The organism is Thiothrix fructosivorans, assembly GCF_017349355.1.
GTDB classification, from domain to species: Bacteria; Pseudomonadota; Gammaproteobacteria; order Thiotrichales; family Thiotrichaceae; genus Thiothrix; species Thiothrix fructosivorans.
Map to the genome: position 1 here is coordinate 250,778 of NZ_JAFMPM010000007.1, position 25,273 is coordinate 276,050.

The 25,273-nt window shown below is 51.4% G+C and carries 25 protein-coding genes; 5 read left to right on the top strand and 20 right to left on the bottom strand.

Annotation, left to right across the window (positions count from 1 at the left end; all coding sequences use genetic code 11):
* Nucleotides 1–15: 15 nt before the first annotated feature.
* The 16 genes from J1836_RS13940 to J1836_RS14015 form a co-directional block, all read right to left on the bottom strand.
* Nucleotides 16–840 carry a carbohydrate ABC transporter permease gene (locus tag J1836_RS13940; protein ID WP_207251730.1) on the bottom strand — a complete coding sequence of 275 codons (825 nt, stop codon included), beginning with the start codon at nucleotides 838–840 and terminating at the stop codon, nucleotides 16–18.
* Complete coding sequence (locus J1836_RS13945; protein WP_207251731.1) at nucleotides 837–1,772, bottom strand: carbohydrate ABC transporter permease; 936 nt, start codon at nucleotides 1,770–1,772, stop codon at nucleotides 837–839. Before J1836_RS13945 ends, J1836_RS13940 begins: the two co-directional genes overlap by 4 nt.
* A 68-nt stretch (nucleotides 1,773–1,840) precedes the next feature.
* Nucleotides 1,841–3,127, bottom strand: coding sequence for an ABC transporter substrate-binding protein (locus tag J1836_RS13950; RefSeq protein WP_207251732.1), 1,287 nt, complete (start codon nucleotides 3,125–3,127; stop codon nucleotides 1,841–1,843).
* Nucleotides 3,128–3,305: 178 nt separating this feature from the next.
* Nucleotides 3,306–4,409, bottom strand: a complete 1,104-nt coding sequence (locus tag J1836_RS13955; RefSeq protein ID WP_207251733.1) for an ABC transporter ATP-binding protein — start codon at nucleotides 4,407–4,409, stop codon at nucleotides 3,306–3,308.
* Between the two features lie 21 nt (nucleotides 4,410–4,430).
* Nucleotides 4,431–5,306, bottom strand: a complete 876-nt coding sequence (locus tag J1836_RS13960) for a carbohydrate ABC transporter permease (protein WP_207251734.1) — start codon at nucleotides 5,304–5,306, stop codon at nucleotides 4,431–4,433.
* The gene (locus J1836_RS13965) at nucleotides 5,299–6,177 is read right to left on the bottom strand and encodes a carbohydrate ABC transporter permease (protein ID WP_207251735.1); all 879 of its coding nucleotides are present in this window, start codon (nucleotides 6,175–6,177) and stop codon (nucleotides 5,299–5,301) included. Before J1836_RS13965 ends, J1836_RS13960 begins: the two co-directional genes overlap by 8 nt.
* Before the next feature lie 74 nt (nucleotides 6,178–6,251).
* Nucleotides 6,252–7,517 carry an ABC transporter substrate-binding protein gene (locus J1836_RS13970; protein ID WP_207251736.1) on the bottom strand — a complete coding sequence of 422 codons (1,266 nt, stop codon included), beginning with the start codon at nucleotides 7,515–7,517 and terminating at the stop codon, nucleotides 6,252–6,254.
* Nucleotides 7,511–8,509: a glucokinase gene (glk, locus tag J1836_RS13975; protein WP_207251737.1), complete on the bottom strand. Its 999-nt coding sequence runs from the start codon at nucleotides 8,507–8,509 to the stop codon at nucleotides 7,511–7,513. Before glk ends, J1836_RS13970 begins: the two co-directional genes overlap by 7 nt.
* Nucleotides 8,510–8,739: 230 nt before the next feature.
* Nucleotides 8,740–9,366, bottom strand: a complete 627-nt coding sequence (eda, locus tag J1836_RS13980) for a bifunctional 4-hydroxy-2-oxoglutarate aldolase/2-dehydro-3-deoxy-phosphogluconate aldolase (protein ID WP_207251738.1) — start codon at nucleotides 9,364–9,366, stop codon at nucleotides 8,740–8,742.
* A 2-nt stretch (nucleotides 9,367–9,368) separates the two neighbouring features.
* A complete protein-coding gene (gene edd / locus J1836_RS13985) occupies nucleotides 9,369–11,201 on the bottom strand; it encodes a phosphogluconate dehydratase (RefSeq protein WP_207251739.1) in 1,833 nt (610 codons plus the stop codon).
* Entirely contained in the window at nucleotides 11,198–12,670 is a 1,473-nt protein-coding gene (gene zwf / locus J1836_RS13990) for a glucose-6-phosphate dehydrogenase (RefSeq protein ID WP_207251740.1), read from the bottom strand. The genes edd and zwf overlap by 4 nt, the downstream gene beginning before the upstream one ends.
* Nucleotides 12,667–13,626, bottom strand: a complete 960-nt coding sequence (locus tag J1836_RS13995; protein ID WP_207251741.1) for a carbohydrate kinase family protein — start codon at nucleotides 13,624–13,626, stop codon at nucleotides 12,667–12,669. The genes zwf and J1836_RS13995 overlap by 4 nt, the downstream gene beginning before the upstream one ends.
* A gap of 12 nt (nucleotides 13,627–13,638) precedes the next feature.
* Nucleotides 13,639–14,625, bottom strand: a complete 987-nt coding sequence (locus J1836_RS14000; protein ID WP_207251742.1) for a carbohydrate porin — start codon at nucleotides 14,623–14,625, stop codon at nucleotides 13,639–13,641.
* A 161-nt stretch (nucleotides 14,626–14,786) separates the two neighbouring features.
* A complete protein-coding gene (locus tag J1836_RS14005) occupies nucleotides 14,787–15,605 on the bottom strand; it encodes an ATP-binding cassette domain-containing protein (protein WP_207251743.1) in 819 nt (272 codons plus the stop codon).
* 2 nt (nucleotides 15,606–15,607) lie between these two features.
* On the bottom strand, nucleotides 15,608–16,660 hold the full coding sequence (locus tag J1836_RS14010; RefSeq protein WP_207251744.1) for an ABC transporter permease: 1,053 nt from the start codon (nucleotides 16,658–16,660) through the stop codon (nucleotides 15,608–15,610).
* 96 nt (nucleotides 16,661–16,756) lie between these two features.
* Nucleotides 16,757–17,776 carry a sugar ABC transporter substrate-binding protein gene (locus J1836_RS14015; RefSeq protein ID WP_207251746.1) on the bottom strand — a complete coding sequence of 340 codons (1,020 nt, stop codon included), beginning with the start codon at nucleotides 17,774–17,776 and terminating at the stop codon, nucleotides 16,757–16,759.
* A gap of 259 nt (nucleotides 17,777–18,035) precedes the next feature.
* On the opposite strand from J1836_RS14015, the gene J1836_RS14020 reads away from it, so the two are divergent.
* Nucleotides 18,036–19,298 carry an ROK family transcriptional regulator gene (locus J1836_RS14020; RefSeq protein WP_207251747.1) on the top strand — a complete coding sequence of 421 codons (1,263 nt, stop codon included), beginning with the start codon at nucleotides 18,036–18,038 and terminating at the stop codon, nucleotides 19,296–19,298.
* An 8-nt stretch (nucleotides 19,299–19,306) separates the two neighbouring features.
* Nucleotides 19,307–19,558 (top strand): SemiSWEET transporter, encoded by a 252-nt coding sequence (locus J1836_RS14025; protein WP_207251749.1) that lies wholly within the window; start codon nucleotides 19,307–19,309, stop codon nucleotides 19,556–19,558.
* On the opposite strand, the gene miaB is transcribed toward J1836_RS14025, so the two are convergent.
* Nucleotides 19,555–20,916, bottom strand: coding sequence for a tRNA (N6-isopentenyl adenosine(37)-C2)-methylthiotransferase MiaB (gene miaB, locus J1836_RS14030; RefSeq protein WP_207251750.1), 1,362 nt, complete (start codon nucleotides 20,914–20,916; stop codon nucleotides 19,555–19,557). The genes J1836_RS14025 and miaB overlap by 4 nt on opposite strands.
* 152 nt (nucleotides 20,917–21,068) lie before the next feature.
* Here miaB and J1836_RS14035 point away from each other — a divergent pair, with 152 nt between their 5' ends.
* The 3 genes from J1836_RS14035 (at nucleotide 21,069) to tgt (ending at nucleotide 23,471) form a co-directional block, all read left to right on the top strand.
* Nucleotides 21,069–21,545: an SH3 domain-containing protein gene (locus J1836_RS14035; RefSeq protein WP_207251751.1), complete on the top strand. Its 477-nt coding sequence runs from the start codon at nucleotides 21,069–21,071 to the stop codon at nucleotides 21,543–21,545.
* Nucleotides 21,546–21,585: 40 nt separating this feature from the next.
* Nucleotides 21,586–22,269 carry an SH3 domain-containing protein gene (locus J1836_RS14040; RefSeq protein ID WP_207251752.1) on the top strand — a complete coding sequence of 228 codons (684 nt, stop codon included), beginning with the start codon at nucleotides 21,586–21,588 and terminating at the stop codon, nucleotides 22,267–22,269.
* An 86-nt stretch (nucleotides 22,270–22,355) separates the two neighbouring features.
* The gene (gene tgt, locus J1836_RS14045; RefSeq protein WP_207251820.1) at nucleotides 22,356–23,471 is read left to right on the top strand and encodes a tRNA guanosine(34) transglycosylase Tgt; all 1,116 of its coding nucleotides are present in this window, start codon (nucleotides 22,356–22,358) and stop codon (nucleotides 23,469–23,471) included.
* Between the two features lie 4 nt (nucleotides 23,472–23,475).
* Here the strand turns inward: tgt and J1836_RS14050 are convergent, their stop codons facing one another.
* The 3 genes from J1836_RS14050 to J1836_RS14060 form a co-directional block, all read right to left on the bottom strand.
* Entirely contained in the window at nucleotides 23,476–23,964 is a 489-nt protein-coding gene (locus tag J1836_RS14050) for a PIN domain-containing protein (RefSeq protein ID WP_207251753.1), read from the bottom strand.
* A complete protein-coding gene (locus J1836_RS14055) occupies nucleotides 23,949–24,293 on the bottom strand; it encodes a UPF0175 family protein (RefSeq protein WP_207251754.1) in 345 nt (114 codons plus the stop codon). Before J1836_RS14055 ends, J1836_RS14050 begins: the two co-directional genes overlap by 16 nt.
* Before the next feature lie 66 nt (nucleotides 24,294–24,359).
* Complete coding sequence (locus J1836_RS14060; protein ID WP_207251755.1) at nucleotides 24,360–25,214, bottom strand: PfkB family carbohydrate kinase; 855 nt, start codon at nucleotides 25,212–25,214, stop codon at nucleotides 24,360–24,362.
* Between the last annotated feature and the right edge of the window lie 59 nt (nucleotides 25,215–25,273).

The following is a 25,273-nucleotide window of genomic DNA, read 5'->3' on the forward strand; positions in this document are numbered from 1 at the left end:
GCAAAAACTCCCTGATTAACCTTTCACGCCGCCAGCCGTCAGACCTGCAACGATTTTCCGCTGGAACACCAGCACCAGAATCACGATAGGCACAGTTACCAGCACCGATGCCGCCATAATAATGCCCCACGGGGTTTCATATTGGCTCGCCCCCGACAGCATTCCAATCGCCACGGGCACGGTGCGTGTCTCGGTTGACGAGGTAAACGTCAGCGCAAACAGAAACTCATTCCATGCCCCGATAAACGCCAGCAACCCCGTCGTCACCAGCGCAGGCCACATCAACGGCATGAACACTTTGGTAATGATTTGCCACGGGGTTGCGCCGTCAATAATCGCCGCCTCTTCAATTTCAATCGGCAAATCCCGCATAAACGTGGTCAACACCCACACGGTAAATGGCAAGGTAAAAATGGTGTACGACAAAATCAGCGCCCATGGCGTATTGTAAATCCCGATAAAGCGCACCATTTCAAACAAGCCCGACAGCACCGCAATCTGCGGAAACATCGACACCGCCAAAATCGTCATCAATAACAAACCGCGCCCACGGAAACGTACCCGCGCCAACGCATACGAAGCCGTCACCGCCAACAATAACGACAAACACACCGTCACACTGGCAATCAGCACCGAATTCAGGATATTGCGGAAAAACCCACCCTGATTAAACACATCACGGTAATTGTCCAGACTAAATGTCGTCGGCCAATAATCAATTTGAAATAATGCCGTACCTGTTTTGAAACTGGTAATAATCGCGTAGTAAAACGGGAACACTGCGATAAACACAATGAACGCCACCAACAAATAAAATGCAGCAGATTTTAACGCTTTCATTGCTTATCCCCGCTCAAATCGACTTTACCCAGCCAAATATACAAGGTAACAAACAGCGCAATCATGAGGAATAACAAGGTCGATTGGGCTGAACCGTAGGCAAATTTGTCGAATTCAATCAAGTTTTCACGGCTAATCACCGACATAGTTTTGGTCGCTGCCGAATTCGGCGTTAACACATACACCAAGTCGAAGATACGCAGCGCATCCAACATGCGGAAAATAATCGCCACCATTAAGGCAGGTTTTACCAGCGGTAAGGTGATTTTGAAAAAGACTTTGATGGGGTGTACACCGTCGATTTTCGAGGCTTCGTATACATCACGCGGAATCATTTGCAACCCCGCCAAACACAGCAACGCCATGAACGGGGTGGTTTTCCAAATATCCACCATCAGCACCGCCCACATCGCAGTATCGACATTGGCTGTCCACGCAATTTTTTCGGAAATCAGCCCAATATTAAACAGCATGTCGTTAACAATGCCGAATTGGTCATTCAACATCCATGCCCACATTTTCGCGGAAACGATGGTCGGAATTGCCCACGGAATCAGAATCGCCGCGCGTACCAAGCCGCGCCCGTGGAAATTCGCATTCAAGACCAGCGCGACCATTAAGCCCAAAATGGCTTCAATCGACACGGAGACAAACGCAAAGCGCACCGTATTCCACACGGCATTCCACCACGCAGGGTCAACCAAAGTGCCACGGTAAATCGTGCGCCCCGACGGTAAGGTGCGCCAATTGAGGTAATTATCGAAACCGACCCACTGCCCCGTATACAAACTGGTCAAGGTCGTGTCGGTAAAACTGAAGTAGATTGAGCGCAGTAAAGGGTAAGCCGCCACGAACGCTAAAGCAGCGATCATCGGGAGGAGAAACCACATTGCCGCACGAATACGTTGTGCTTGAAGTTCAGCCTGTTGCATAAGATGCCTCACAATTCAGCAGAGAAACCACCGCATTGTCTGCTACGGTGGTTTGGAGGAACTTATTGTTACCAGCCTTTGCCTTTCATTTCGGTCAAATCAGCTTCCAGCACTTCCAGATTTTCAGCCGCCGTGCCTTTACCAGACAAGGTGCTGTGTACCGCTGACCAGAATTTGGAAGACACTTCGTTGTACTTCACTTTGGTCGGGGCGGACGGGCGTGGGACAGCCTGCATGAATACGTCTTTCCAGCGGGGAATAATCGGCTGTTGCGCTTTGATGTCGGCATCGTCATACAGGGACACGATGGTCGGTAATTGTGAGCCTTTCAGCGCCCGTTGTTTTTGCGTTTCTTTGGAAGTGAGGAATTTAGCTAAAGAAATCGCGACATCGGGGTTTTTGGAGTATTTGGAAACTGCCACGTTCCAGCCCCCCAAGGTTGCCGCTGACTTGCCATTGTCACCACCAGAAGGCAGCGTGGTTACGTCGAATTTGTCTTTCACCTTGCTGTCATCGCCATTGCCGAGTGCGTAAGCGTAAGGCCAGTTGCGCATAAAGACCGCATTGCCGGTTTGCCAGATGCCGCGTGATTCTTCTTCACCGTAAGACAATACGCCAGCGGGGGAAATGCCGCCGACCCAGCTTTTTGCCAAATCTAACGCCGCAACCGCTTTGGGATTGTTCACGGAAATTGTGCCATCCGCCTCAACGATTTGACCGCCGCCAAAGGATTTGACCCACTCCAGCGCATCACAGGTCAGACCTTCGTAAGCATTGCCTTGGAACACGAAGCCCCACAGGTCTTTGCTGCCCGCTGCACGTTCGGCTTCCTGAATCTTTTTCGCGGTGGCGGTCAACTCTTCCCACGTTTTCGGTACGCTTGCACCATACTTTTCCAGCAAGTCTTTGCGGTAATACAGCGCGGGTGCATCAGTAAACAAGGGCAAGGCAACCAATTTGCCATCAGCGGTTTGCGACTCAATGATGGAGGGGAAATGGTCTTTCACCACATCTTTGGCGGCTTCGGTCAAATCCAAAAACTGATCGGCTAATTGGGGTGCCCAGATAACGTCGGTTTGGTACACGTCGACATCGGTATTGCCTGCTGACAGCCACAGGCGGTATTGCGCAAACTGGTCAGTGGTGGATGATGGCATTGGTACGATTTTAACGGTATTGCCTGTGTCTTTTTCCCAAGGCTTGACTAATTCTTTGAAGATTTCAATATCCTTGCCGACCGCACCGGATACGAAGTTAATTTCAGCCGCGTAAGCACTGGATGCCAACAAGGCGGACATCACTGCACCCAATAACACCGCTTTGTTTAAGCCCGCTTTTTTAACACTTTTCTTCATGATCCCATCCTCCACAGATCGAATTAACAAACAGGAAAAACCTGCATATTTTCAGTTGTCTCTCTCAACTTTCACACTTATCCAAAGCGCTTTGGATTTTTAACAAAAGTACACCGACTGACGGATAAAATCAAATGTTTGTTGCTGATTTTTCACTATATTGCAAAATTCACAGCGCTTAAATCGCCAAACCGGATGCGGGGTCAAACAACACCGCTTTTGCCGTATTGAAATACAGCGGCATTTTGTCGATGCTGTGCTGCAATGCCGTTTCTGGCGTGACCCGACACACCACTTTGACCTTGTTCAAGGTGATGAATAACAAGGTATCGGGACCCGTTGGTTCAAGAATATCCACCTTGCAAGGAATCGCTTCCTGCGCTCCCACCTGTTCCGCGTAATCGGTAATATGTTCGGGGCGAATCCCAAACATGAGGTTCTTACCCAACCAGCGCGAATAATCCTTACCCGTTTGCGAGAGCCGGACAAAGAAACGGGTGGTATGCCCTTGCAAATACACGCCCACTTCCCCGCCCACTTCGGTCAATTGACACGGGATGAAATTCATCGACGGCGACCCCATGAACCCCGCCACAAACATATTATTCGGGTGGTTGTAAATCTCACTGGGTGTGCCAAATTGCTGGATAATCCCGTCCTTCATCACCGCGATGTAATCGCCCAACGTCATGGCTTCCACCTGATCGTGGGTCACGTAGACCACGGTAGTTTTCATGCGCTGGTGCAATTCCTTAATCTCGGTACGCATGTCCACGCGCAATTTTGCATCAAGGTTGGAAAGCGGCTCGTCGAATAGGAAAATCGCGGGGTCACGCGCCAAGGCTCGCCCCATCGCCACCCGTTGACGTTGCCCGCCGGAGAGTTGCGCAGGTTTGCGATCCAGCAAGTCTTCAATGCGTAACATTTTAGCAACGCGATCCACAATCTGTTGCTGTTCGGCTTTCGGCACTTTGCGGATATTCAAACCAAACGCAATATTGCCGCGCACCGTCATGGTCGGGTAGAGCGCATACGACTGAAACACCATCGCAATATTGCGATCTTTCGGGTCGCGGGAAATCACATCTTCCCCGGCGATTTCGATGCGACCCGTAGTCGCGGTTTCCAACCCGGCAATAATGTTCAGCAAGGTGGATTTACCGCAGCCCGAAGGCCCAACCAGAATCAGAAACTTCCCGTCAGCAATTTCAACATTAATGTCTTTGAGGACATTGGTTTTGCCAAAGGTTTTACTGACATTCGTAATTTTTAAACCATTCATAATTCATCACCCTATCAAAAGTCAGCCTTTTACTGAGCCTGCGGTCAAACCACGCACAAAATATTTACCAGCAACCACGTACACAAACAAGGTCGGCAAGGCAGCAATAATCGCACCCGCCATATCCACGTTATAACGTTTCACACCCGTGCTGGTATTTACCAGATTATTCAGCGCCACCGTAATCGGCTGTTGTTCACCCGATGAATAAATCACGCCGAACAGGAAATCATTCCAAATCTGGGTAAATTGCCAAATCGTCGATACCACAATAATCGGCGTAGACAGTGGCAAAATGATTTTGAAAAAGGTTGTCCAAAAACTTGCGCCATCAATTCGTGCGGCATTGATCAATTCATCGGGAATGGTAATATAGTAATTGCGGAAAAACAGCGTGGTAAACGCCAAACCATAAATCACATGCACCATCACCAACCCCGGCAATGATCCCGCTAAACCCACCATGCCCAACACTTTTGCCATTGGCAGCAAAATGACTTGGAAGGGGATAAAACAACCCACCAGCAACATGCTAAACACCACATTAGAACCAGGGAATTTCCACTTGGTCAGCACATAACCGTTCATTGCACCCAATAAGGTAGAAATTAGCATGGCGGGTATTACCATGATCATGGAATTGTAGAAATAACCTTGCAAGCCATTGCATTGCACGCCCGTACACGCGCTATTCCACGCAATTCCCCACGCCTCAAACGTCGGCTGCATCGGCAACGAGAGTAAATTCCCGCTACGGATTTCATCCAATGGCTTGAGTGAAGTCACCACCATCACAAACAACGGAATCAGGTAATACAGCGCAAATGCACCTAGCATCAAATAAATAAACGCCCGACCCAACACATGATTCCAACGAATCGTTCCTGAATTAAGCATGACGTTGACTCCTCAATTCGGAATACAAGTAAGGCACGATCACCGCCATCACAGTCATTAGCATCATCATCGCACTCGCCGCACCAATACCGATTTGCCCACGGGTAAACGCAAACGTATACATAAACGTCGCCGGTAAATCCGAGGAATAACCAGGACCACCACCCGTCAAGGCCATTACCAAGTCAAAACTCTTAATCGCAATGTGAGCCAGAATAATAAAGGCACTGAAAAATACCGGACGCATTCCGGGAATAATGATTTTGCGGTAAATCGTGGGTAGGGATGCGCCGTCAATTTGCGCTGCTTTAATAATAGACTCATCAATTCCGCGCAAACCGGCCAAGAATAACGCCATGACGAAACCCGACGACTGCCACACGCCCGCAATCACCACGGTATAAATCGCCATCTCAGAATTGACTAACCAATCAAACTGGAAGGTTTCAAAGCCAATATCATGCATGAGCTTTTCAAAACCCAAGCCCGGATTCAAGATCCACTTCCATGCTGTGCCTGTCACGATAAATGACAATGCCATCGGATACAGGTAAATCGTGCGAATCACACCCTCGCCCCGAATGCGTTGATCCAACAAAATCGCCATCAACAAACCAAGGAATAAGCAAATCAGAATAAACAGTGTTGCAAAAATGAATAGATTGGTCGCAGCGACCGCAGTACGTTCATTCGCAAATAAACGTTCGTATTGAATAAAACCTGCCCAATCATATTTGGGCATTAAATTAGAACTCGAAAAAGACAACCACGCATTCAGCAAAATAAACCCGTGGATAAACACCAATGCAATCACAAAGGTGGGTGCAAGCACCAGCCGAGGCATGATGCGCTCTAGCCATTTCGTTACCATAAGACACCTCAATAGAAGGGGAAGGCAGAGGAACATGCCCTCCCCCCGTTTCAACACACCAGTAGGTTAGTGGTTTACTTGGTTTGCGCGGCTTTAACCGCACTGGCTAAAGCTTTTGCCGCATCTTTGGAACTCATCGCATCATCGTTATAGAACTTAGTAACCGTATCGTATACCGCGCCCTGCACTGCCGAGAACATTGCCATACCGTGCGCCATACTTGGCACTAAGGTTTTATCCGCCGCACTTTTCACGAATTCCGCACTGGAATCTTTCGCGCAAGTATCAAACTTCGCCATATCCATATTCAAACGTGCGGGGATTGAACCTTTATTCAGGTTAAAGACTTCTTGGAAACCCGGTTCCATAATGGTTTTGGCCAAATCGACTTGCGCGGCTTTGTTCTTTTCATCCTTCAATTCAAACATCGCAAAGCTGTCAATATTGAAAGTGAACATACCCGCTGTACCCGGTGCTGGCATACACAGAAAATCCTTGCCCGCTTCTTTTTTCGCAGCGGTGAATTCGCCTTTTGCCCAATCGCCCATGAACTGAATCGCCGCTTTGTCGTTGATCAACATGGCCGTTGCCATGTTCCATTCACGACCCGGTGCATCTTTATCGGTGTAACCCTTGGTTTTGCGCAGCATATCGAAGGCTTTGACCATCGCTTCGCTATCCAAACTTGCCGGGTCAAGATCAACAAAGGCTTTACGGTAGAAGTCTGCACCCGCTGTACCCAATACAATGGATTCAAACGTGGTGGAATCCTGCCAAGGTTGACCGCCGTGTGCAATCGCGGTCAAACCCGCCGCTTTGATTTTATCCGCAGCCGCGAATAATTCATCCCATGTTTTGGGAATTTCTGCACCGGCTTTTTTGAAGACCGCAGGGTTTAACCACATCCAGTTAACCCGATGCACATTAACGGGTGCGGCAACGTAATTGCCTTTGTATTTCATGGCATCAGCCACCACACTGGGCAATAAATCATTCCATTTTTCAGATTCGGCAACACTGTTTAAATTGGTTAATACGCCTTCATCACCCCATTCCTGAATGGTTGGCCCTTTGATTTGCGCCGCAGCAGGCGGATTACCGGAAACCACGCGGGATTTCAGTACCGTCATGGCATTTTCACCACCACCACCCGCAACCGCAAAATCTTTCCAAGTATGCCCTTTGGCTTCGAGCATTTTTTTCAATTCGGCAGCCGATTTCGCTTCACCACCGGAGGTCCAGAAATGTAGAACTTCCACTTCACCCGCATGAACAACAGCGCTGGCACTCATCGCTAACAAGGCAATCGCAATGGATTTGCTTAAGATTTTCTTCAACATGTTCCTACTCCTCCAGTAATACAATTAACACCCAATCGAATAAATCGGCTGTCCAATGAATGGGCTGCTCCTCTCAAGGCAGCCTGATCCGCGTGGATCACGTACACCGGCACGGCTTCTAAATACGCACGGAAACGTCCGTGGGCTTCAAACGCTTGCCGAAAGGTCGAATTCACAAAGAAATCACCTAATTGGGGAATAATGCCACCGCCAATATACAAACCGCCGGTTGCCCCCAAACTCAACACTAAATTGCCTGCGACGACACCGAGGCATTCACAAAATAACGCCATGACTTCCGCACAGACAACGCAGCTCTGTGCTATGGCTCGCTGCGAAATCGCCGCAGCGTCCAAGGCTTCCGCAGGCACACCATCCAGCGCACACACCACTTGATAGACTTCCACCAAGCCCGTGCCGGACAGCAGGCGTTCCGCTGACATATGCCCATACTTCGCCCAAAAATGACTGAAAATCGCCAATTCACGGGCATTTCGCGCTCCCAAGGTGACATGCCCACCCTCACCCGACAGCGGATACCAGCCTTCGGGCGTTGCCACCAAACCGGATACCCCTAAGCCCGTGCCAGCCCCTAACAAACCAATCACGCCAGCCGCATCCGCCTCACCCCCGCCGATTTGCTGTAATTCGTGCGGATGCAATAATGGCAAGGACAACGCCAATGCCGCAAAATCATTCACCACTTTTAAACGTTGCCAACCGAATTGGGCGCGAACTGCTGCAATGCTGAATTGCCAGCTATGATTCGTTAGTTTGATGTAATCCCCCATCACGGGGGTTGCTACTGAAATAGCCGCGTCTGTTATTTGATGGGCGGGAGCGCTCTCCAAAAATAAGGCAATCACATCCGCTAAATGCGCGAATGCATTAATCTTATAAGCTTGAATATAGGTAGGGATATATTCACCTTGTTTTAATAATCCTAACCGAATATTTGTTCCGCCAATATCCATCACTAATGCAACAAACACGTCATTCTCCTTATCGCTGCTTGAGAACGCCCTCCTTTAAAAATCCCTCCCCCATGACGAGGGAGGCAAGACTTGAGGAGTTGCGTGAAACTGTTAAAAAGACCCTTCTTTTACGCATGACTCAACGTAAAAGAAGGGTTAACAGGAGCGCCGCATTCACAACTAAAACCTGACGCTCCGATGTCCAGAAAAGTAGAGGAGTCGACTCAATACTTTGCCAGAAACATTTCTTACTGCGTTTTAACCAAATCAACGTTAAAACGCGCCATCGCTTCAATACCTGCCCAATCTTGCGCAGCTATTTTATCGGCAGGGGTTAACCACGAACCGCCCACACACAAGACATTCGGTAATACCAAATAATCGCGGAAGGTTTGTACGCTAATCCCACCTGTTGGGCAAAAACGCACATCCGGTAACGGGCCGTGAATGGATTTCAACATCTTCACCCCACCCGCTGCTTCGGCGGGGAAGAATTTCAAGGTATCGAAACCGCGTTCCACCAACTTCATCACCTCGGATACCGTGGCAACACCGGGCAACAACGCCAAACCTTCATCTTCAGCAGCCGCTAACAAACGCTCGGTTGCACCGGGGGAAACCGCAAACGCTGCGCCCGCTGCTTTCACTGCTTTCACATCGGCAGGCGTTAATACCGTCCCCGCGCCAACAATGCTACCGGGGACTTCGCTCATGCGGTGGATCACCTCCAGCGCTACCGCAGTACGCAAGGTTACTTCCAACACATGCAAACCGCCGTTCACCAAGGCTTGCGCCAAGGGTTGGGCAATGCTGACATCGTTGACGACTAACACCGGAATCACCGGCACTTGCTGACAAATACTTTTAACTGACATGGTTAAGCTCTCCCTGTATCTGAAAACAGGGCACTTGCCCCACTGGCGGCAGCGCTGGCATGAGCGCGGAACACTTGAAACAGTTCCCGCCCACAACCGTGCGCATTCGCACGTAAATCAGCCGTCACGGGTGCGCGTTCGGCAAACCCGTCCGCCAACACCTCCAGATGACCGTTATTAGCATCCAAACGGATCAGATCGCCATCGCGTATTTTCGCAATCGCGCCCCCGTCCAAGGCTTCGGGGCTGACGTGAATCGCAGCGGGGACTTTGCCGCTTGCCCCCGACATTCTACCATCCGTGACCAATGCCACGACTTGACCGCGATCTTGTAATAAGCCCAAAATCGGCGTTAAACCGTGCAATTCCGGCATTCCATTGGCTTTAGGGCCTTGGAAACGCACCACGCACACAAAATCCCCATCCAGTTCCCCCGCCTCAAATGCCGCTTTCACCGCTGCTTGATCGTGGAAAACCTTCGCAGGCGCTTGAATCAAGCGTTTTTCCGACTTGACTGCCGACACCTTAATAACAGAATCGCCCAAGTTGCCCTGTAACCGCACCACACCACCGGAAGGCTGGAACGGCTGAACAACTGGGCGTAAAACGTCCGCGTCATGGCTGGTGCTTGCACCCTCACGCCATGCCACGGTTTGATCGGCGGTTAAAAACGGTTCTTGCGTGTAGTGATGCAAACCCGTCCCCGCGACGGTTTCGACATCCTCGTGCAATAAACCCGCTGCCAACAATTCGCGCATCACAAATTGCAAGCCACCCGCCGCATGGAAATGGTTCACGTCCGCCACCCCATTCGGGTAGACCCGCGCCATCAGCGGGGTAATGGCAGACAAATCCGCAAAATCTTCTGGCGCAATCAGAATCCCAGCCGCTCGCGCCATTGCCACGATATGCAGCAATAAATTGGTCGAACCACCTGTCGCATTCAGCCCGACAATGCCATTTACAAACGCTTTCACGCTGAGGATAGCGGCAGCAGGCGTATAGCTTGCCCCTTTAGCCGTCATTGCCAAGGCACGTTGCGCCCCCGCCACCGTCAAGGCTTCGCGCAAGGGCGTACCCGGATTCACAAAGCTGCTGCCCGGCAATTGCAAGCCCATGAACTCCATCAACATCTGATTGCTGTTTGCCGTGCCATAAAACGTGCAAGTGCCCACGCCGTGGTAGGATTGCATTTCCGCTTGCAGCAACTCATCGCGCCCGACTTTGCCTTCCGCGTATTGCTGGCGCACTTTGCTTTTCGCATCATTCGCCAAACCGGATACCATCGGCCCTGCCGGTAAGAAAACGCACGGTAAATGCCCAAAACTTGCTGCCGCAATCACCAAGCCGGGCACGATTTTATCGCAGACTCCGAGGAAAACGCTCGCATCGAAGACATTATGCGACAACGCAATCGCCGCACTCATCGCAATCACATCACGGGAAAACAAGGAAAGTTCCATGCCCGCCTGCCCTTGCGTCACGCCATCACACATTGCCGGAACACCACCGGCAACTTGTGCCGTACCACCGACTTCACGCGCTGCCGCTTTAATCACATCGGGGTAATACACAAACGGTTGATGCGCGGAAAGCATGTCGTTATAAGCAGTGACAATGCCGATATTGCCTGCCGTCCATTCCACCAGTTTCAACTTATCGGCGTTGGGAACAGCGGCAACCGCGTGTGCCAGATTGCCGCAACTCAGCTTGCTGCGCGGGGTCACAGGGTTGGCAGCCGCAATTTGCTGTAAATACGCGCTACGGGTTGCCGCACTCCGCGCTTCGATACGCTGGGTGACGGCGACTAATTGGGGGTGAAGAGGTGTATTCATGCTTCAATCTCCCGCCAGCGCCGCCCGTCTCGTGCCATCATTTCAATCGCGGAAATCGGCCCCGAACTGTTGGGTTCGTAGCCTTCCGGTTTGCTACCGGATGCTTGCCACGCGTCGATAATCGGGTCGATCCATTGCCATGCCGCTTCGACTTCATCGCCGCGCATGAACAAGGTTTGGTCGCCGCGCACCACGTCCATCAGCAAGCGTTCATATGCATCCGGCATCCGCCAACCGGCATCCTGCCGTTCCGCAAACGCCATATCCAGCGGGATGTCGTGCAAACGGAAACCACCAGGCCCCGGCTCTTTGGTCATGATGTGCAGGCGCAGCCCTTCATCGGGTTGCAAGCGCATACTCAACACATTCGGGAAAATCGGCGTGGGTAATTCGCCGAACATGAGGTGCGAAGGCTTCTTGAAAACAATGGCAATTTCAGCCGATTGTGCTTTCAAACGTTTGCCAGTACGCAAATAAAAGGGCACGCCTGACCACCGCCAACTATCAATCTCGACTTTCAGCGCAACATACGATTCGGTCATACTGGCAGGATTCCCCACTTCTTCGGTGTAGGCAGGGGATGAGGAACTCGCCAAGTATTGTCCACGTACCGTATGGTCGAGAACTTTCCGCCCGGAGAGAGGGCGTAGGGAACGCAGTACCTTCAACTTTTCATCGCGGACTGCATCCGCCTCAAAACGATAGGGCGGTTCGATAGCGATCAGGCAGAGCAACTGTAACAGATGGTTTTGCACCATATCGCGGATAGCACCCGCAGTGTCGTAATAGCCACCACGCGAACCCACGCCCAACGATTCAGCGGCAGTAATTTGCACATGATCAATGCATTGCGCATTCCAAATCGGCTCAAACAAGGCATTGGCAAAGCGCAACGCCATGAGGTTTTGCACCGTTTCCTTACCGAGGTAATGATCAATGCGGTAAATCGCGTGTTCGTCAAACACATCGCCGACTTGCGCATTCAAGCGGGCGGCACTGGCGTAATCATGCCCCAAGGGTTTTTCCATGACCAAACGGGCATTTTTACCGGTTAAACCAGCGGTCGCTAAACCGTGGGAAATATCGTCAAACAAAGCAGGCGCAACCGCCAGATAATAGACACGGATACGCTCAGGATAAGCCGCCAGCACCTCCGCCAATACCTGAAAACTGTGCTGACTCATCACATCCGTCGGATAATAGTCTAAACGCCCCAGAAAACGTTCCAACGCATCCGTTTGCCGTTCATTGGCATCTAAATGGGTGTACAGGGCATCAGCGACTTGCGCACGGTAATCCTCGACGGTTTGTTGGTTCAGGGCTAAACCAATAATGCGGGCTTCCGCTGGAATTTGCCCCGCTGCATCACGGCGAAACAGGGCTGGCAATAACTTGCGCAATGCCAAATCACCCGTGCCACCAAAGATGACCAGATCAAACGCTGCGACAGGAATAATGATATGACTCATAGCGTTAACTCCGTTAGGGCTTGTTGCACCTCTGCCGCGTTCGGCAAATCCGCACCCTGACGTGAACAGGTAAGCGCTGCGGCGCATACCGCTGTTTGCCCGATACGCTGCAAGGTTGTTTCTGTTAACGCTGATGCCCAATCAGCCGTATTGGCTTGTAAATCCAGCAGGCTATTCAATAATGACGCTTGGAACGTATCCCCCGCGCCGACGGTATCCACCACGTTCACACGCGGTGTCGGCAGCGTAACCTGCGCCTGCTGACTCCACAGTGACGCACCTTCGCGACCACGCGTTAATGACGCAAGTTTTACGCCACGAGCTAACCAATCGGCGATAATGCTTTCTGGCGCAACGTCCGGGTATAACGCTGCCAAATCTTCGTCACTGACTTTGACAACATCCATAAAGGGCAGCAATTTAGTGATACGCTCGCGCCATTGCTGCACATCCGGCTCGACGTTCAGACGAATATTCGGGTCAAGCGAGAGTAAACACTTGCCCGACTGCTGCCGAGCAAGTGCTAACAGCGCATCGGCTGTGGGGGGTACAACAAGGGAATAAGAACCCATGTGAATGCCGCTGACGGCTTTACCATCCAAATTAATATCGGCGGTGGTCACTAAACGATCCGCAGCGCCTGTGCCATAAAACGCATAGTTGGGTACACCAACCGCATTTTTTTGGATGAAACCTAAGGTGGTCGGTGCTGCTTTACGCACAATGCATTCGGTAGAGACCTGTTCCGCTTGCAGCACCGCCATCAGTCTGTCACCCAAAAAGTCGTTGGAAACCCCTGTCAATAACGCCACGGGCTGCCCCAAACGGCGCAAACCAATTGCCACATTGAACGGCGAACCACCCGCCCGTGCCACAAACGGCACAGCGAATGCTGATTGACTCACCCCTTCTGGGACGAATACATCAAACAGGGCTTCACCACAGACAACAAACATGGGTTAAATTCCTTAAAAACCGTAGTTAAAACGCACACGCACGGCATTCACCGATTCGTCTTTCGCAACGTTGCTGGCACGCGATGCATTCGCGGCGAACGTCACGGATGCATCTTTGCTGCCAAACACAGGGACAGTATACGTCGCGTAAACAGTGTTCACTTTAGGTTTGGTAGCTGAACCGTTATCCGTGGTGGAATTGACCAAGCCTGCACCGAAAGGGCCACGCTGCATGTTCAGACCCAACGAGGTAACATCCACATCGGCTTTGCCAGTGGCTTTTTCACTCAACGAAGCAACACTGGCATTCACATTGGTTGCACCCAGCTTAACCCCTGCACCAACGCCCACGCCGGATTGTTTCAGTTCAGTGCCATCGGTAGCTTTGTCTTTGACGGTTTCAAAACCGGCGTGCAGCGTAGTGTTACCCATGTTGTAAGACACCGCCGGACGCAATGCCGTAAAGCTATCGCTATCGGCTTTGCCGTTCATCACGCCAAGTTCCAGCTTGAGTTTATCGGAAGGGTTGGAATGCAGTGCGACGTGCAGCACATCATCTTTACGACCACGTGCTTTATTGGCTTCGTAGACTTTAGCTTCACCCGCACCGGCATGGCTCACGATAGTATCTTTACCCAGCGGAAACAGGTTGGCTGCTTCAAAGCGACCGATTTGTACATCCCACTTGTCGCGACCCATTTGCAGGAATACGTCGTCGTAACCCAAGCTGCTACCTTTGAATGGCACGAGCGGTTGGGCAACGCCTTTAATGAAGTAGTTGTCACCTTTGGTTTCACCCACGGCGTTGAGCTTAATACGACCGCCATGCGTGAAATTATTGCCTGCGTCACCGCCATCGTCAGCCGTGATGTCCAATTCCACATCACCACCGAAGGTGAACGTTTTGGGGGAAGCTGCTGCATCTGCCGCCATTGCGCCAACACTCAGGGACAGCATAGCAATGCCGCTAATCACACTTAACCGAATACTCATTTTCATCGCACTTACCTACTGTGTTAATATAAGTGCGCTCATTGCTGAGCGCTAAGGGCGCAGTTCGCCTCGGTCAAGCTAGCGGGAGTACCAGTCCCAGTAGCTTGGTTCAACACCGGAGCGAACTGCCATTTTTACGAAAACTTCAAAATTTCATCACCTGACGGTTACATTGCCCCTGCGGGTAATGCGTATGCCCCTGCTGGGTGATCATTCGGATCCATTGCCCCCGTCATGATCGCCACCCCTTCCGACATGGTGTGTGTCGACGGCTTGATCACGGCATGGCGTTTGCCCAAACGGTGTACATGGATACGATCCGCCACTTCCCACACATGCGGCATATTGTGACTAATCAGCACCACTGGCATTCCCCGATTACGCACATCCTTGATTAAATCCAAAACACGGCGGGATTCCTTCACCCCCAAAGCAGCCGTTGGTTCATCCATAATGACAACCTTGCTGCCAAACGCGGCGGCACGCGCTACCGCGACCGCTTGACGTTGCCCACCCGACAGGGTTTCCACCGCTTGGTTGATCGACTGAATCGTGAGCAAACCCAGCTCGGACAATTTGTCGCGGGCAATTTGCTCCATTTTCTGATGATCTAACATGCGCAACCACTTACCGAGAAAGCCGGGTTTCAAGAGTTCACGCCCTAGAAACAGGTTGTCAGCAATGTTTAACGAGGGGGAAACCGCTAGGTTTTGGTAAACGGTTTCAATACCGGCAAGACGACCTTCCATTGGATTTTTGAAATTCACCAATGCGCCTGCCAGATACACATCACCAATGTCGGGTGGTGCTGCACCTGTGAGGGCTTTGATCAGGGAGGATTTGCCTGCGCCGTTGTCGCCGATGACCGCCAGCACTTCACCGGGGTAGAGGTCGAAATCGGAGTGATCCAGTGCGGTGACACGCCCGTAGCGTTTCACCATATTGCGACCTTTGAGGATGGGTTCGAGTTTGGTAACAGCATTCATGATTACGCCCTCCTGATCCATTGGTCGACAGCAACGGCTACGATAATCAGCAAGCCAATCGAGAACTCTTGCCACAACACATCGACCCCCGCTAATGCCAGACCGTTACGGAAAACGCCGACCACCAGCGCACCAATCAACGTACCGACAATCGCCCCACGCCCACCAAACAAGCTCGTGCCACCGATAACCACCGCAGTAATGCTGTCGAGGTTGGCGGATTGCCCTGCTTGTGGGCTAACTGAGCCGATACGTCCGATCAATGTCCATGCCGCAAAGGCACAGATAACCCCAGCGACGATGTAGACGGATAGCAACACCTTTTCGGTATTAATCCCCGCCAACTGCGCCGCTTGCGGATCATCACCAGTTGCGTAGACATGCCGACCCCACGGAGTATGATTCAGCGCGTACCACATCCCCGCAAACAGCGCGAGCAAACTCAATGTGCCCGTGGTGAAACGTGCGCCCAAAAATTCAAACGAAATGCCCATGAATTGCAGCAACGGAGCTTGCGCGGCAATATCTTGTGAACGAATGGTTTCACTTTCGGAATACCACAGATTCAGCGCGAAAAAGATGCTCCACGTCCCTAACGTCGTAATGAACGGTGGTAAACGCAGGCGGGTAATCAGAAAACCATTGATTGCGCCACACACCGCCCCCGCCAATAAACCGAGCATTAACGCCAGTTCCGCCGGAAGCCCCAGCGTAATCGCGGTGCGCCCCATGACCACGGAACACAGCACCATGATCGCCCCAACAGACAAGTCGATACCGGCGGTTAAAATCACGAGGGTTTGTGCCACACCGATCATGCCGATGATGGTGACTTGCTGGAATACCAGCGATAGATTAAACGGGTCTAGAAATTTACCGCCGATAATGGCGTAAAAGAAGGCGACTGCCATCAGCAACACAAATGCTGGGGCAGCAGTCGGGTAATTGTGTAAAAAGCGTTGGGTACGTTCACCCAAGCTCACATTTTCAGGCTCAAAGGAAGCAACACTTCCCCCCGCGCTCGCAGCAACGGCTTCAAAATTGTCTGTGGCCATGTCAGTCTCTCCTTCTCACAAAGCCCAGCCTATGTAACGGTGTCTGAGGTTGCGCCACCAGACACCACTCGACCTCAGCAACTCAATGTGTGCGGATTAACCCCAGCACTTTTTCAGACCGTCTTCGGATTTGATCGATTCAATACCGTCAGCAGGCTTATCCGTGATCAGCTCAACACCGGTATTGAAGAAATCCAGCCCTTCACTGTTAGCAGGCTTTTTGCCTGATTTGGCAAACTCAGCAATCGCCTCGATACCTTTGGAAGCCATCAGCAGCGGGAACTGCATGGAGGTTGCGCCGATGACGCTGTCCTTAACGTTTTTCACGCCAGGGCAACCACCGTCAACGGATACGATCAGCACGTCTTTTTCTTTACCTGCGGCTTTCAAGGCTTCATACGCACCTGCTGCCGCCGGTTCATTGATGGTGTACACGACGTTGACACCTGCATCTTTTTGCAGCAGGTTTTCCATCGCTTTGCGACCACCCTCTTCCGAGCCTTGAGTCACATCATTGCCCACAATGCGCTTATCGTCTTCGTCACCCATTTTCTTGGCATCTTTCAGGTCAATACCGAAACCTTTCAGGAAGCCTTGGTCACGCGCTACGTCAACCGAGATTTGGTTAGCATTCAAATCCAGCAGGGCAATTTTGGCGTCTTTGGCTTTGTCGCCCAGTGACTTGGCTGCCCACTGCCCAATCAGCTCACCCGCTTTGAAGTTGTCCGTCGCGAATGTTGCATCCGCTGCACTGGCAGGGTCTAACGGCGTATCCAATGCAATGACCAGCAAGCCCGCTTTACGCGCTTTTTCAATCGCTGGGACAATCGCTTTGGAATCGCTAGGGGTGATCATGATGCCTTTTGCACCCGCAGAGATCAGATTTTCAACTGCTTGTACTTGGGAGTCGTTGTCACCATCCACTTTACCGGCGAAACTGCGTAATTCGATGCCCATTTCCTTGGCTTTCGCTGCCGCGCCTTCCTTCATCTTCACGAAAAACGGGTTGGTGTTGGTTTTGGTAATCAGACCAACAATCATGTCTTCTGCGTGTACCGCAGCAGGCAACATGAAGCTAGCAGTCAACGCCAAAACCATCGCACTTTTCTTGAACATCTTACATTCCTCCACCACTCGACATATTAAATTTACCTGCGACTAAACAAACGCTTACTGGCTTGTTGGGTCGCGGCATCTCTCTTCCTATTCACAAAATAGTAATGATTCAGTGAGTGCCTGTCAATAATTAATTCAAGTTTATTTATTAATTGCTTCGGACTAATCTAACGACAAAATCGACCACCTAGCACACGATTGGATACAATGCCGCAAGCATTGCCAACCATTGATAAATATTGAGGTCAAGATCTAGCCAATGAAGCACAAAACCAGTCCATCAGTTGGGGGCAGCAACCTCTCAGGAATCGCTCAATACAACGAGCGACTTGTTCTTCAACTCATCCGCCGTGCCGGTAGCCTGACCAAAGCCGAAATCGCGCGTATCACCAACTTGAGCGCTCAGACTGCCTCGGTGATCATTAACCGCTTATTGGATGAGAAGCTATTGCGCAAAGAAGAGCGCCGCCATGAAACCGGCAAAGTGGGGCAACCCGCCGTACCGATTGCCCTCAACCCGACTGGCGCGTATTCATTAGGGGTAAAAATTGGGCGCAGTGGGCTGGATGTGGTATTGATCAATTTTACGGGGCAAATCTTGCAACGCTGCGGTTACACCTACGCCTACCCCGACCCTGATTTCATTTTTCCGGCCATTCGGGATGCCATTACCACGCTCACCGCCCACTTCAACGCAACACAAGACAAGCGTTTGATGGGTATTGGGGTCGCCGCACCGTATGGCTTGGGTGGCTGGCAACAAGAGGCTGCCATTCCTGACCACATCACCACGCGCTGGAACAGCATCGACATCAAAGAAACCATCCAGCAAGACCAAACACTCCCCGTGTGGCTGGTCAACGATGCCACGGCAGCGTGCATTGCTTCGCTGGAATTCGACAATAGCGAGAAATTTAACAATTACTTGTACATCTTTGTGGGCACATTCATTGGTGGCGGCATCATCATGAACCGCACTTTGTATTGCGGCAGTTTCAACAATGCCGGAGCGGTTGGTTCAATGCCCGTACCGAGTAGCTATGCCGCCGAAGATATGCGCAGTGGTGCAACGGTACAACTCATTAACTGCGCCTCCCGTTATTTATTGAATAAGCGTTTTAATGCACTGGGTTTAGAAACCGATACCATGCTCAACGGCTTGGCAAACAACCAAACCGAAGCCCCGTTTGACCAAGCGCAAGCCATCTTTGATCAATGGCTCAATACGGCAGCCCCCGCCATTGCCTATGCGATTGTCGCAGCAGTCAGCGTCATTGATTTTGAAGGCGTGATTATTGATGGCTTGTTCCCACCTGCCTTAACCAAAAAACTCACGGATGCGGTGCAAGTGTCCATGCAGCAGTTGGACTTGGAAGGTTTAACCCTGCCTAAAATGACGGCAGGCACTATTGGCAACGATGCCCGGGCATTGGGTGGCGCATTCCTGTCGTTCTACACCAATTTCACGCCGGATCGGAATATTTTAATCAGTGGGGAACAGAACGTTTCCCACGCTTTTTAAGGATACTCATGTTTATTGATATGCTTGGCTCAGTCGCGGGTCTGCTAACAACGATTTCGTTTGTACCGCAGGCTTACCAAACCTTGAAGACACGGGAAACGCACTCGATTTCCCTGCCGATGTACATTATTTTTACATCGGGGGTGTTTTGCTGGTTACTGTACGGGCTGGCGCTGAATGCGTGGCCGATTGTGGCGGCGAATATCGTTACCTTCATTCTCTCCGCCAGCATTTTGGTGATGAAGATTCGTTATGGTTAAACCGCTTCCATCACCATCCGCCCAACCACACTTTCCACCGCGACGATCTCGCCACGCAGGGAATTGGGTTGGGCTTCGGTGATGCGCACATCGACGAACCGACCGATCAAATTCGCCTGCCCGTCGAAATTCACCACACGATTATTTTCGGTACGCCCCGCCATTTGCTCATGCTTGCGTGAAGGGCGTTCCACCAACACCCGTTGCACCGTGCCCACCATTGCTTCGCTAATGGCGTTGGCTTGCGCCAAAATACGGGTTTGCAGGTGTTGCAAGCGGTCTTTTTTCACCGATTGTGGCACATCATCCGGCAAACTCGCAGCGGGTGTACCGGGGCGTTGGCTGTAGATAAAGCTGAAACTCAGGTCGAAATTCATTTCTGCAATCAGCTTCATGGTATCGGCAAAATCCTGCTCGGTTTCACCGGGGAAGCCAATAATGAAGTCGGATGACAAGCTCAAATCCGGGCGAATCTTGCGTAATTTGCGGATTTTGGCTTTGTATTCAATCGCCATGTGATTGCGCTTCATCGCCATCAAAATCCGGTCAGAACCGCTTTGCACGGGCAAGTGCAAATGGCTGACCAATTCCGGCACATCCGCGTACACCTCAATCAAACTGTCGTTGAATTCGTTGGGGTGTGAAGTGGTGTAACGAATTCGATCAATGCCATCGACCGCTGCCACCAAGGTGATCAGCATGGCAAGGTCGGCAATCGAACCGTCGTGCATTTTGCCACGATACGCATTCACGTTTTGCCCCAGCAAATTGACTTCACGCACGCCTTGCGCCGCGAGTTGCGCCACTTCGGTAATCACGTCATCGAAGGGACGGGAAATTTCTTCGCCACGGGTGTAAGGCACGACGCAGAACGTGCAATATTTGCTACACCCTTCCATCACCGACACAAACGCCGTTGCCCCTTCCGCACGCGGTTCGGGCAAATTGTCGAACTTTTCGATTTCGGGGAAGGAAATATCCACCACCGCATGGTGTTCCGTGCGTACTTGGCGAATCATGTCCGGCAAGCGGTGTAAGGTTTGCGGGCCAAATACCACATCCACCACGGGGGCACGTTGGCGTAAGGCTTCGCCTTCTTGGCTGGCAACACAACCACCCACGCCGATGACAATGTTGGGATTTTTATCTTTGAGTTTTTTCCAGCGCCCTAATTGTGAGAACACTTTTTCCTGCGCTTTTTCGCGGATCGAACAGGTATTCATCAATAACACATCCGCTTCCGCCGGATTGTCGGTGAGTTCCATACCCTGCGCATGATGCAGCACGTCCAGCATTTTGGCTGAATCGTACTCGTTCATTTGACATCCGTGGGTTTCGATAAAAATTTTGCCTGCCATTGTGTCCGTTCTATCCGTCGTATCAGCGTTGGAAAGCCGACCATTATCCTCGGTCTACCGAATCCAAACAACTTTTCGTGAAAACGAACTAAAATCGTAGGTGTAATGCCTAACTAAAGGCAGGCTAACAATCAATGACACAGGACTTCATCATGAAAACGTTTTCATTCTTCTCGGCAATCGCCTTAGCAACGACCTTAAACGTCGCTCCCGTACACGCTGCTACCGATGTGTATGTCGTCACCGGCGTACCGTCTGGTGAATTTTTGAATATGCGCAGTGGCGCAGGCACGGGCAATGCGATTACCGGCAGAATTCCATTTAATGGGCAAGGTGTCGTCACCACGGGCGAAGAAAAAAAGGTCAATGGCACGATCTGGGCAAAGGTTTATTCAAACGGTGTCGGCGGCTGGGTCAACAAACAGTATTTATTGCCCGAAGGTAAACAAGCGACGGTGACACCAGCAAAACCGGCAAAACCCGCCGTCACACCGCGCAAAGCCACTCCGGCAAAACCCGCCGCACCAATCACAACACTCACCCCGCGAGCAATCACCCCGCGTGCTATTATTGTGCCGCCCATAAAAGTACCGTCCTACATCACGCTACCCAAACCTGCCGAAAAATGATAAACCAGCGTAAGGTAATAAAGGATTGAAGGAATATACCATGAAAGCGTTTTCATTTTTCTCAACAATGGCGCTGGCATTGACCTTGAGCGTCGCCAGCGTCCACGCCGCCACGGATGTGTATGGGGTCACAGGCGTACAATCCGGTGAGTTCTTGAATATGCGCAGCGATGCGGGTGTCAGCAATGCGATTACGGGCAGAATTCCATTCAACGGTCAGGGCATCGTCACCACCGGCGAAGAAAAAAAGGTCAGTGGCACACTCTGGGCAAAAGTGTATTGGAACGGGGTCGGTGGTTGGGTCAGCAAACGCTATTTGTTAGCGGAAGGTCAAACAGCCACAACACCCACCAAGCCCGTCACGACGCGCCCACTCACCGTGCCGCCCCCAAAGGTCGTTGTGCCTCCCGCAAAGCCATCCGCCAACAAATTGGTGTGCAGCGGCACAGAACCCTTCTGGAGTGTGGAAATCAGCGATACCAACCTCATCGTCAATATGATGGATGGCCCACGATACAGCGTTCCGGTGACGTTCCGCCAAACGTCCGCGAACAATACCACCATCGCGGTGATCGGCGGGGCATCAGGCACTAACAACACCCAAGCTTTCATGCAAAAGGTGAACAGTTGCAGCGATGGCATGTCCGATATGAGTTACCCCTACAGCGTCACTGCGGTGCTGAATAACAGCAAGGTTGTGTCAGGCTGCTGCAAGGTGCAGTAGCAGCATGGAAAAAAGGGGCAATGATGGGTACACTCTGCCCACATTGCCCTTTAACCCCCTTGCTGTAAGGAAAACCGATGTCTCACATGCAGTTTGACCTGCTCACCACCGACGGCGCTGCCCGCCGTGGGCGCTTAACCTTCCCGCGTGGCACGGTAGAAACCCCCGCCTTCATGCCTGTAGGCACGTATGGCACGGTCAAAGCCATGACCCCCGAAGAACTGCAAGGCATGGGTGCTGAAATTATCCTCGGCAACACCTTCCACCTGATGCTGCGCCCCGGTACGGACATCGTGAAATTGCACGGCGACTTGCACAACTTCATGCACTGGGAAAAACCGATCCTCACCGATTCCGGCGGCTTTCAAGTGTTTTCACTGGCGGAAATGCGCAAAATCTCCGAAGAAGGCGTGCGTTTTCAATCCCCCGTGAATGGCAGCAAAGTGCTGATGACCCCCGAATCGTCGATGCAAGTGCAGCGCGACCTCGGCTCTGACATCGTAATGATTTTCGACGAATGCACGCCCTTCCCCGCAACACCCGACGAAGCACGCCATTCAATGGAGCTGTCGTTACGCTGGGCAAAACGCAGCAAAGACGCACATGAAGGCAATCCTTCCGCGCTCTTCGGCATTGTGCAAGGCGGGATGTACGAGGAATTACGCAAGGTGTCCGCGCACGGCTTGCTGGAGATTGGCTTTGACGGTTACGCGATTGGCGGCTTATCGGTCGGCGAACCCAAAGACGAACGCGACAAAGTGCTGGAATGCACCCTGCCCGAATTACCAGCCGACCGACCGCGCTACCTGATGGGGGTTGGCAAACCGGAAGACATCGTGGAAGCGGTCAAGCGTGGCGTGGATATGTTCGATTGCGTTATCCCCACCCGCAATGCACGCAACGGCTTTTTGTTCACGCGCTACGGCACGCTGAAAATCCGCAATAGCCAATACCAATACGACACGCGCCCGATTGATGAACAGTGCGGCTGTTACACTTGCCAGAATTATTCGCGTAGTTACTTGCGGCATTTGGATAAATGCGGGGAAATTCTCAGCGCCCGCCTCAATACCATTCACAACCTGTATTACTATCAGGAATTGATGCGTGGGATTCGTGAGGCAATTGCGGCGGGGACGTTTGAAACGTTTGTGCGGGATTTCTACGCACTACGCGATAACGGACAAACAGCAACAGATTAACCGCTTATTCCCCCACCCGCGCTAGCACTTGCTTAATTACAGTGGCGGAAATGCGAAAATCAGACTGGTGCAGCACATCAAACACCGCACGGGCAGAAGCAATCAGCCCGTGTTGTTTGGCTCTGCCAATAATCGCAGCAGTACCAATGACCTGTAACCCGTATTCTTGTGCAACTGCTCGTCCGGCGCGTTCGTCCATGATAATGAGAACGGGAAGAGGATGATCCAGTGCCAAGCTAATGCACGCACTTTCACCTTCATCCAGATCAAGACCAGCCAATGCGGGAAACGCTTGATCCCATACTTTCAACCAACCTGCATCCAATGCTGCTTGAATATCTGCCTTACCCCGTGCTGGTTTGCTAGGCAATACCTCGCGGTAGACCTCAGTGGGTATCCAAACCTCACCAAATAACAAGGGCAACCACGTCAGTCCATTGACGATACTCAGCCCAATCAATGGACTGGCATCGGAAATTACAACGAGAGCCATTGATCCAGCGTATCCATATCACGGTCAACTTCAGCAGCCGTTTGATTAATAACAGGTATACCCAACCGTGACACATGCACAATGAAATCCGCCAATACCATGTTCGCCAACCGCGCAGAACGTGCCAACGACAATGCCCCATCTTTGAACAATGACGTTGCCAATGCAGCCCGTACCCCAGACATATCCAATATTCCACCCGTTTGATTCAAGCCCACCATCAAAGCATCGGGCTGGTCACGATTCATCACCAGCACCATGCCATCGTGCGCAAATCGTAAAGCTTCACTGGGGTTGTTCTTTAAACTACTCACGTTAACCGTTTTCATGCCTATATTTCCTAGGAAAGTATTATAGGAAGATTATAGGGGAATATTGGATTTATTTCTGTGTAATTAAAGCGCGATTCCTTGCTCTGCCACCTTGCGCCCCGCCATTTTCACGGCATGGTGCAAGGCTTCCTCCAACAACTGCCCCGTCGCCAGCGCGTGTACCAAACCCGCGTTAAACACATCCCCCGCCCCCAAAGTATCCACCACGTTCACCCGTAATGCAGGTGCATGAAACACCTCCCCCAATTGATCAATTGCCCACGCGCCCTGCTCACCCCACGTACACGTCATCCACACCTTGCCGTGCTTTTCCTGACGATCACGCAAGAAAATCTCCGCATCCATGAATCCCTGCTTATGCGCATAGGCACGCGAAAACATCACCAAATCCACCTGTTCAATCAGTGCTTCCAACCCTTCGCGGTCTTTCTCGATTTCCAAGGAAATGGGTTGATCGATGATATTCTCCCGCGCATACGCCAACATTTTTGCCAATTCCGCGACATTGCGCCCCTCGAAGTGCAACCAATCGTAACGTTCCACCGGAATCTGGCAGAAAGCATCTGCCATCAATTCCTCCACAGCACGGTGATGCACAATCGTGCGGCTACCGTTTTGCTGGTTCAGGGTAATGTAGGAAACAGGAGATTTTCCCGTCAAACGCGGCGCATAGTCCAAGCCTACTGATTTTTCCGTCAGGGTCGCGGCAATGCAATCCCCAGCGGCATCTGTCGCAATGACACCCACAAAATCACAACGGTGTAACTGAGCCGCAAGGATTTTCGCCATCGTGGCAGCATTGCCACCTGTTGCCGTCCATTGCTGTTCAGCCCGCATTTCCTCATCTTCCTGTGGATAATGATCAACCACATTGACAATATCCAAGGTGGCGTTACCGGTTATTAATAGAAAACTCATAACAATTTTTCATCCGTGTGCAGTATTTTTTGAAATTTCGTGGTCGTAATCGTTGGGCT

Coding starts and splice junctions, on each gene's coding strand:
- J1836_RS13940 (WP_207251730.1), bottom strand. CDS start 840: ATGAAAGCGTTAAAATCTGCTGCATTTTATTTGTTGGTGGCGTTCATT.
- J1836_RS13945 (WP_207251731.1), bottom strand. CDS start 1,772: ATGCAACAGGCTGAACTTCAAGCACAACGTATTCGTGCGGCAATGTGG.
- J1836_RS13950 (WP_207251732.1), bottom strand. CDS start 3,127: ATGAAGAAAAGTGTTAAAAAAGCGGGCTTAAACAAAGCGGTGTTATTG.
- J1836_RS13955 (WP_207251733.1), bottom strand. CDS start 4,409: ATGAATGGTTTAAAAATTACGAATGTCAGTAAAACCTTTGGCAAAACC.
- J1836_RS13960 (WP_207251734.1), bottom strand. CDS start 5,306: ATGCTTAATTCAGGAACGATTCGTTGGAATCATGTGTTGGGTCGGGCG.
- J1836_RS13965 (WP_207251735.1), bottom strand. CDS start 6,177: ATGGTAACGAAATGGCTAGAGCGCATCATGCCTCGGCTGGTGCTTGCA.
- J1836_RS13970 (WP_207251736.1), bottom strand. CDS start 7,517: ATGTTGAAGAAAATCTTAAGCAAATCCATTGCGATTGCCTTGTTAGCG.
- eda (WP_207251738.1), bottom strand. CDS start 9,366: ATGTCAGTTAAAAGTATTTGTCAGCAAGTGCCGGTGATTCCGGTGTTA.
- edd (WP_207251739.1), bottom strand. CDS start 11,201: ATGAATACACCTCTTCACCCCCAATTAGTCGCCGTCACCCAGCGTATC.
- zwf (WP_207251740.1), bottom strand. CDS start 12,670: ATGAGTCATATCATTATTCCTGTCGCAGCGTTTGATCTGGTCATCTTT.
- J1836_RS13995 (WP_207251741.1), bottom strand. CDS start 13,626: ATGTTTGTTGTCTGTGGTGAAGCCCTGTTTGATGTATTCGTCCCAGAA.
- J1836_RS14000 (WP_207251742.1), bottom strand. CDS start 14,625: ATGAAAATGAGTATTCGGTTAAGTGTGATTAGCGGCATTGCTATGCTG.
- J1836_RS14005 (WP_207251743.1), bottom strand. CDS start 15,605: ATGAATGCTGTTACCAAACTCGAACCCATCCTCAAAGGTCGCAATATG.
- J1836_RS14010 (WP_207251744.1), bottom strand. CDS start 16,660: ATGGCCACAGACAATTTTGAAGCCGTTGCTGCGAGCGCGGGGGGAAGT.
- J1836_RS14015 (WP_207251746.1), bottom strand. CDS start 17,776: ATGTTCAAGAAAAGTGCGATGGTTTTGGCGTTGACTGCTAGCTTCATG.
- J1836_RS14020 (WP_207251747.1), top strand. CDS start 18,036: ATGAAGCACAAAACCAGTCCATCAGTTGGGGGCAGCAACCTCTCAGGA.
- J1836_RS14025 (WP_207251749.1), top strand. CDS start 19,307: ATGTTTATTGATATGCTTGGCTCAGTCGCGGGTCTGCTAACAACGATT.
- miaB (WP_207251750.1), bottom strand. CDS start 20,916: ATGGCAGGCAAAATTTTTATCGAAACCCACGGATGTCAAATGAACGAG.
- J1836_RS14035 (WP_207251751.1), top strand. CDS start 21,069: ATGAAAACGTTTTCATTCTTCTCGGCAATCGCCTTAGCAACGACCTTA.
- J1836_RS14040 (WP_207251752.1), top strand. CDS start 21,586: ATGAAAGCGTTTTCATTTTTCTCAACAATGGCGCTGGCATTGACCTTG.
- tgt (WP_207251820.1), top strand. CDS start 22,356: ATGCAGTTTGACCTGCTCACCACCGACGGCGCTGCCCGCCGTGGGCGC.
- J1836_RS14050 (WP_207251753.1), bottom strand. CDS start 23,964: ATGGCTCTCGTTGTAATTTCCGATGCCAGTCCATTGATTGGGCTGAGT.
- J1836_RS14055 (WP_207251754.1), bottom strand. CDS start 24,293: ATGAAAACGGTTAACGTGAGTAGTTTAAAGAACAACCCCAGTGAAGCT.
- J1836_RS14060 (WP_207251755.1), bottom strand. CDS start 25,214: ATGAGTTTTCTATTAATAACCGGTAACGCCACCTTGGATATTGTCAAT.